The 6,491-nt window shown below is 69.7% G+C and carries 4 protein-coding genes; 2 read left to right on the forward strand and 2 right to left on the reverse strand.

The genetic code is table 11. The annotated features are described in order from the left end of the window. Window positions 1-173 precede the first annotated feature (173 nt). The gene (locus tag DMC18_RS06625) at window positions 174-368 is read right to left on the reverse strand and encodes a hypothetical protein (protein ID WP_110120099.1); all 195 of its coding nucleotides are present in this window, start codon (window positions 366-368) and stop codon (window positions 174-176) included. Window positions 369-600: 232 nt separating this feature from the next. Next, window positions 601-2,007 (reverse strand): energy transducer TonB, encoded by a 1,407-nt coding sequence (locus DMC18_RS06630; RefSeq protein ID WP_146217992.1) that lies wholly within the window; start codon window positions 2,005-2,007, stop codon window positions 601-603. Window positions 2,008-2,146: 139 nt separating this feature from the next. On the opposite strand from DMC18_RS06630, the gene polA reads away from it, so the two are divergent. Further along, window positions 2,147-5,056, forward strand: a complete 2,910-nt coding sequence (gene polA, locus DMC18_RS06635; protein WP_199228466.1) for a DNA polymerase I — start codon at window positions 2,147-2,149, stop codon at window positions 5,054-5,056. A 279-nt stretch (window positions 5,057-5,335) separates the two neighbouring features. Continuing rightward, the coding region (locus DMC18_RS06640; protein WP_146217993.1) for a methyl-accepting chemotaxis protein at window positions 5,336-6,491 on the forward strand (1,156 nt) is incomplete at its 3' end.

Consider the following 6,491-nt stretch of genomic DNA (forward strand, 5'->3'; position numbering starts at 1 on the left):
CCTTCTCCCCTTGCGGGAGAAGGTGGCGGCGATAGCCGACGGATGAGGGGTCTCTCAGACCCGAGACACCGCACCCAGCCGATCCGCCGTAGCAGCGGGGAGGGTTTTCAACCCCTCGCCCGACCTCGCTCCACGAGGCCACCCTCTCCCGCAAGGGGGAGAGGGATGCGACATCAGACCACGTACTGCTTGGGCAGCGGCGCGCCCTGCTCGGCGGGCGCCAGGGGCGCGCGTAGCTCGACGGGTTCGCTGGTCGGATTGTCCGAAACCGGCGGGGGGCTGAAAGTCCCGGTCGCCAGCACGGCGGCGACGACAAGGCTGCACGTTCCCAGGCCAAGGCCCAGGGCGATGGTCTTCTTCAAGGTCATGGTCAAAAAGGTATCCGCGTCGGGGAGGGCGCTTTTACGTACTGAAACCAAGTCGCAGACATGCCCGTCGGTTCCCGGGCGCGCCATGCGGCACGTGGTCCGCCTGTGAGGCGGACGCGCTTTTGCCTGTAAACTATCCACAGGTCCAGCCTGGGGCGCCTTAAGGGCGATCTCGCCTCATTTGGGCGAACGCTGGTTGCAAAGCAAGGGCTTGGCCCCGTTCAGGAAACCGTCAGGGCGTGGCCTTGTCCGCCGGCTTTTCGGCCGGCGCGGCCGCCGGACCCGGCTCCTCGAAACGGACAGGCAGGCGGATGCGCTGGCCGTCCACCGGGTCGCCCTCGGTCGTCCAGAGGTTCATGCGCATGGTCCCCGCCACCGTCATCGCCGCGGCGGCGAAGTCGAGGTTCAGCGGTTCTTCGCGCACGGCCTCGCAGTCGGTCAGCCGGCCTTCGGCGGTGACGAGGCACGACACCACCCCCGTGCCGACCGCCACCCCCGCCTTGCGCGCGGCCTCGGGGAAGGCCGCGGCCATGGCCTCGGGATCGGCCGCGCGGATCCAGCGCGGACGGGTCAGCTTGCGCGTGGTCGAGCCCGGCGCCCGGAAGCGCACCGGCACGTCGACCTGGATCATCCCCGCCAGCTTGTTATCGTTCGGATCGAGCGAGACGAGGAACTGGTCGGCCAAGGCCAGAGCGGCCTTGCCGAAGCCCTTGCCGGCGGGCAGCTCGGAGATCACCTCGCAGCCCCTCAGCGCGCCGCCGGTCTTGAGCCGGCAGCGGATGGCGGCCTGGCCCGCGTCGAGGCCAGCCGCGCCCTTGGGCCAGGCGGCGTCCACCTGGGCCGAGGTCGGCGCCTGCTTCCACGGCGGGTCGATCAGCAGCCGCTCCTTGCTGACGGTCCTCAGGCCCGCGCCGCTGAGGCCCTTCCAGTTGATCGGCACGGTGACCTCGCCGGTCTGGGGCTTGCCGTCGCGGATCATCGGGCTCATGCGGAACTGCGGCGCCAGCGCCAGGGCGGCCGGGCCGAAACCCAGGCCTTCGGGCGTCTCGCTGATCACGACGCAGCGGTCGAGGAAGCCGTCGACCGTCACCCGGCAGTGGATCGTGGCAGCCCCGTCCTTGCCCGCCTTGACCGCGGCCACGGGGAAGACGCCCGCCAGGTCCTGGCCGGTCGGCTTGCGCACCCAGTTGGGATTGGCGTCGCCGGGCGCCAGCAGTTCGGCCCAATAGGTGACCTTCCTGCCGACGGTCGAGGCGCCGGCCTCGTCCTTGATCCGGGCGCGATAGCGGTTCGACAGGCTCATGGCCGCGGCGCCGAAACCCTGGCCGGCCGGAATCTCGCGCAGCACCGCGCAGTTCGACAGCGCGCCCTTGGCGGCGACCACGCACTCGATCCTGGCCCGGCCGGTGACGGTCGCGCCCGCCGGGAAGGCCGAGCGCATCTCGGCCGGCTTGGGCCAGGCCGCGAAGGTGCGCAGGAATTCGGCGTTGTCCTCGTCGTCCCGGCCGGCGGCGGGCGAGGCCTGCGAAGCGCTCTGGGACGAGGATTGCGAGGAAGACTGCGAGGACGACTGGGCCAGGGCCGGAAACGCCGCCAGCAGCGCCAGCGCCGCGACGGAACCTGAACGGAAAAGCGACACGAAAACCCCCTCGGCCCGGGCCTCGCCCGAGCGCTCCACTCAAGCGCGAGCATAAGCCGGACACGCCTTCGGCGCCAAGCGTTGCGCGACCGCCCGGCGAGGGTTCCGGCCGGGCCTTCGTCCGCCTATGTTCGCCGCCATGACCGACGCCGCCGCGCCCGAATCCGCCCAGACCCGCCCGCTCACCCAGGACGGCCCCGCCCTGCGCCTGTTCCTGGTGGACGGCTCGGCCTATCTGTTCCGCGCCTATCACGCCCTGCCGCCCCTGACCCGCAAGAGCGACGGCCTGCCCGTCGGCGCGGTGCAGGGCTTCTGCAACATGCTGTGGAAGCTGATGCGCGACATGCAGGGCGACGCGCCCACGCACCTGGCGGTGATCTGGGACCACTCGGAAAAGACGTTCCGCAACAAGCTGTACGACCAGTACAAGGCCCATCGTCCGCCGGCGCCGGAAGACCTGATCCCGCAGTTCCCGCTGGTCCGCGACGCCACCCGGGCCTTCGGCGTGCCGGCCATCGAGCTGCCTGGCTACGAGGCCGACGACCTGATCGCCGCCTATGCCTGCGCCGCGCGCGACGCCGGCGGCGAGGCCGTCATCGTCTCGTCCGACAAGGACCTGATGCAGCTGGTCGGCGACAGCGTCTCGATGTTCGATCCCATGAAGGGCGTCCGCATCGGCCGCAACGAGGTGTTCGAGAAGTTCGGCGTCTATCCCGAGCAGGTCGTGGACGTGCAGTCGCTGTGCGGCGACAGCGTCGACAACGTGCCCGGCGCGCCCGGCATCGGCGTCAAGACCGCCGCCCAGCTGATCACCGAGTACGGCGACCTCGACACGCTGCTGGCCCGGGCCGGCGAGATCAAGCAGCCCAAGCGCCGCGAGACCCTGATCAACTTCGCCGACCAGATCCGCCTGTCGCGGGCCCTGGTCACCCTGGACTGCAACACCCCCCTGCCCGAGCCGCTGGACGACCTGGTGGTGCGCGAGCCCGACAAGGCCGTGCTGGCCGACTTCCTTGAGCAGATGGAGTTCCGCACCCTGGCCCGCCGGGTCGGCGACGGCAACGCCGCGGCCGCGCCCCGCACCCTGGACGTCCGCCCGTCGGATAAGGCCGTGAGCGCGCCGGTCACCACCGTCTCCTACGCCTCGGCCGCCGCCCGGGCCGCGGCCAGCCCGGTGGCCGAGCCCGTCGCCATCGACACCGCGGCCTATGTCTGCGTGCGCGACCTGGCGACGCTTCAGGTCTGGATCGACAAGGCCCGCGCCAAGGGGATCGTCGCCTTCGACACCGAGACCGACGCCCTGTCGTCGGCCAACGCCGGCCTGTGCGGCGTGTCCCTGGCCATCGCCCCGGGCGAGGCCTGCTACATCCCCGTCAGCCACGAGGAAAAGGCTCAGGACGGCGGCCTGATCTTCGAGGCCCCCGCCAAGCTGGAGCAGATCTCCGAAGAAGACGCCCTGGCCGCCCTCAAGCCGCTGCTGGAAGATCCTTCGGTGCTGAAGGTCGCCCAGAACGCCAAGTACGACATCGCCGTGATGCTGCGCCGGGGGATCAAGGTCGCCCCGATCGAAGACACCATGCTGATCAGCTACGTGCTGGAAGCGGGCCTGCACGGCCACGGCATGGACGAGCTGTCGGAGCTGTGGCTGGGCCACAAGCCCATCCCGTTCAAGGAAGTGGCGGGCACGGGCAAGAGCCAGATCAGCTTCAAGCACGTGCCCCTCGACAAGGCGACCGCCTACGCCGCCGAGGACGCCGACGTCACCCTGCGGCTCTACAACGTGCTGCGCCCGCGCCTGGCGGCCGAGGGCCTGCTGACCGTCTACGAGACCCTGGAGCGTCCCCTCCCCGCCGTGCTGGCGACCATGGAGAACGACGGCATCCGCGTCGATCCCGAGACCCTGCGCCGGCTCTCCAACGAGTTCTCGCTGCGCATGGCCGATTTCGAGGAGCAGGCCCAGAAGCTGGCCGGCCGCCCCTTCAACCTGGGCAGCCCCAAGCAGATCGGCGACGTGCTGTTTGGCGAGATGTCGATGAAGGGCGGCAAGAAGACCGCCACCGGCCAGTGGTCGACCGACAGCGACGTGCTGGAAAGCCTGGCCAACGAAGGCCACGAGCTGCCGCGCGTGCTGCTCGACTGGCGCCAACTGTCCAAGCTGAAGGGCACCTATACCGAGAACCTGATCGCCGCGATGAGCGAGCGCACGGGCCGGGTGCACACCTCCTACGCCCTGGCCGCGACCACCACGGGCCGCCTGTCGTCGTCGGACCCCAATCTGCAGAACATCCCGGTGCGCACCGAGGAAGGCCGCAAGATCCGCAAGGCCTTCGTGGCCGCGCCGGGCAAGGTGCTGATCAGCGCCGACTACAGCCAGATCGAGCTTCGGCTACTCGCCCACATCGGCGACATCCCGCAGCTGCAGAAAGCCTTCCGCGACGGGCTCGACATCCACGCCATGACGGCCTCGGAAATGTTCGACACCCCGATCGAGGGCATGGACCCGCTGATCCGCCGCCGGGCCAAGGCCATCAACTTCGGCATCGTCTACGGCATCAGCGCCTTTGGTCTCGCCAACCAGCTGGGCATCGGCCAGGGCGAGGCCGGGGCCTATATCAAGACCTATTTCGAGCGCTTCCCCGGCATCCAGGCCTATATGGACGCCACCCGGGCCTTCGTGCGCGAGCACGGCTACGTGACCACGATCTTCGGCCGCAAGATCAACATCCCCGACATCCACGCCAAGTCGGTGGGCCAGCGGCAGTTCTCAGAGCGCGCCGCCATCAACGCCCCGATCCAGGGCGCTGCCGCCGACGTCATGCGCCGGGCCATGGTGCGCATGCCGGGCGCGCTGGAAGAGGCGGGCCTCGAGGCGCGCATGCTGCTGCAGGTGCACGACGAACTGGTCTTCGAGGCCCCGGAAGCCGAAGCCGAGGCCGTCTGCGCGCTCGCCCGCCGGGTGATGGAGGGCGCGGCCGAGCCGGCCGTGGCGCTTTCCATTCCCCTCACGGTGGAGGCGAGAGCCGCCAGCAACTGGGACGAAGCCCACTAATTCGACGTCGCAGGCAAAAAACTTCACTGCGCCTTTGTCGCACGCCCGCTCCGCCCCAGGTGGAGCGGGCGTCGCCTTATCAGCGGTAACCCTTTACGCAGCGCAATCCTGAGTATCCACAGGTCGAGCCAGCTGCGAATGGCTGACATTTTCAGTCTCCAGGGTGCGACGTTCCGCCACAGTACGGTTAATGTCGTGGAAACCGCGAACTCGCCAGAGCTTCCGTCGTGACATGTGCTCGTGGGCACAGATGTCGGGAATGAACTTTGGAGGCGGGCTGTGCGGTTTGGCGACTTGAAGATCCCCCAGAAGCTGATGATCGTGTTCGGCGTGATGCTGGCCGCGATCCTGGCCATGGGCGTCACCCTCTACGTCAACCAGGAGGTCTATGAGGCCTCGGTGAAGCAGTCCGCTCTGGCCCAGCAGAGCCTGCGCGCCGCCGACACGGCCGCCTTCCGCCTGACCCGCCAGGAAAACTCGCTGCGCGGCTTCCTGCTGTCGGGCGACGACTACTACGTCAAGCGCCTGGAAGAGGCCCACAAGCCGAAGTTCCTCGGCGCGCTGGAAGACCTGCGCAAGCTGGCGGGTAGCGACGAAGCCGACCTGAACCGCATCGCCGCCGTCGAGGTCGCCTACGCCAACTACCGCAAGATGGCCATCGAGCCGGCCGAGCAGCTGGGCGCCGATCCGGCGACCCGCGCCCAGGCCGTCGATCTGGTCAAGCATGACGGCGTCGCCGACAAGGCCGTCGAGCCTGTGGAAGACGCCATCCAGGCCATCACCGACGACGCCGAAGCCGTGGTCACCGCCCAGACCGAAGCCCAGGCCGCCGCCTCCCTGCGCAACACCTTGGTGCTGGCCATCGGCATCGCCATCGTCCTGGCCGTCGCCGTCGCCGGCGGACTGCTGCTGACGGGCGGCATCGCCGCTCCGGTCGCCGCCATGACCACCGCCATGCGCCGCCTGGCCGCCGGCGACAACACCGTCGCCGTGCCCGCCGCGGGCCGCAAGGACGAGATCGGCGAGATGGCCGGCGCCGTCGCCACCTTCAAGGACGCCGCCATCCACAAGCTGCGCCTGGAAGAGGAAGCCGCCGCCGCCGCCGCCCGCACCGAGCGCGAACGCGCCGAACGCGAAGCCGAGAAGGCCGCCGAGGCCGAGACCGACCGCATCGCCATCCAGGCCCTGGGCTCGGCCCTGGGCGCCATGGCCGACGGCGACCTGACCTACCGCATCGACGCCCACTTCGCGCCCAAGGCCGAGCAGCTGAAGTCCGACTTCAACGCCGCCGCCGGCCGCCTGCAGGACGCCATGCGCGGCATCAACGGCGCCACCGGCGGCATCCGCGCCGGTTCGGAAGAGATCGCCCAGGCCTCCGACGACCTGTCGCGCCGCACCGAACAGCAGGCCGCCAGCCTGGAAGAGACCGCCGCCG

Source organism: Caulobacter sp. D5, assembly GCF_003185805.1.
In the GTDB taxonomy this organism is placed as follows: Bacteria; Pseudomonadota; Alphaproteobacteria; order Caulobacterales; family Caulobacteraceae; genus Caulobacter.

Coding starts and splice junctions, on each gene's coding strand:
- DMC18_RS06625 (WP_110120099.1), bottom strand. CDS start 368: ATGACCTTGAAGAAGACCATCGCCCTGGGCCTTGGCCTGGGAACGTGC.
- polA (WP_199228466.1), top strand. CDS start 2,147: ATGACCGACGCCGCCGCGCCCGAATCCGCCCAGACCCGCCCGCTCACC.